A 946-nucleotide genomic window follows, 5' to 3' on the forward strand; every position below is an offset into this window, starting at 1 on the left:
CCTCCGGTACGTTCCAACAGGAAAGATGCAATATGTTTCGGACGTGGCATATTGGGTTCGTCTTTGGCAATTTTGCCGCCGATATTCATCATACAGCCGCAGTCCGCGCTGATGATTTCAGTTGCGCCTGTTTCTTTTAAGGCTGCGACTTTGTCGGTTACCATCGCACCGGAAATATCGGCTTGTTTCACAGAGAATGTACCGCCAAAACCGCAGCACTCGCTTTCATGGTCGTGAACGATACGTTCAACATTTTCCATGCCGTCAATCAGCTGCCAGCCTGACACATGGACATTCATCTCACGACGCGCCGCGCAGGAAGTATGGACAGCCACTTTAACCGGCTCACCTTTATCTTCAGGTTTGTAACCAATCGCCAGCAGGAAGTGGGTAAATTCAATGATACGGTTGGCGCAATCAATGGCTTTTTGTTCGTACTCGGTACCTTTAAACAAAGTCGGCCAGTGGTGTTTCATCATGCCGCCGCAAGAACCGGAAGGCACGACAATCGGCCAATTTTCAGGGAATAAATCCAGTTGCGCTTTGGCAACATCAAAGGCTTCTTTAGGATGACCTGACGAATAGGCCGGTTGGCCGCAGCAGCTTTGTTCCATCGGATAATGGATACGGATACCCTGTTGTTCGATTAAAGTGATGGCATCCATGCCTGCTTCTGGCATAAAAAGGTCGAGAACGCAAGTACCGAAGAAATAAGCATCAGTTGGCTTGCTGTCGAATACGGTGATTTGTGGTGGTTTGATTGCACTCATTTTTTTGTAACGGGACAACCCGTTTTCTTGTGTAAAAATAAGATGGATACTTTAAGTAATTGCTTGTAATGGGTCAAGTCTAATTTTAAAAAATAATATTAAAAAAGCATGACAAACCAAACAAACACCTTTTCCTTATTAACTTGATAATCTACATAATAACCACTATCAATAAG

The 946-nt window shown here is 44.7% G+C and carries 1 protein-coding gene; it reads right to left on the reverse strand.

Annotation, left to right across the window (positions count from 1 at the left end):
• Window positions 1–770 (reverse strand): (Fe-S)-binding protein (locus tag ACTHUE_RS19480; protein WP_440424223.1); only part of this gene is annotated, 770 nt, incomplete at its 3' end.
• Between the last annotated feature and the right edge of the window lie 176 nt (window positions 771–946).

The organism is Neisseria sp. P0021.S005 (assembly GCF_051956955.1).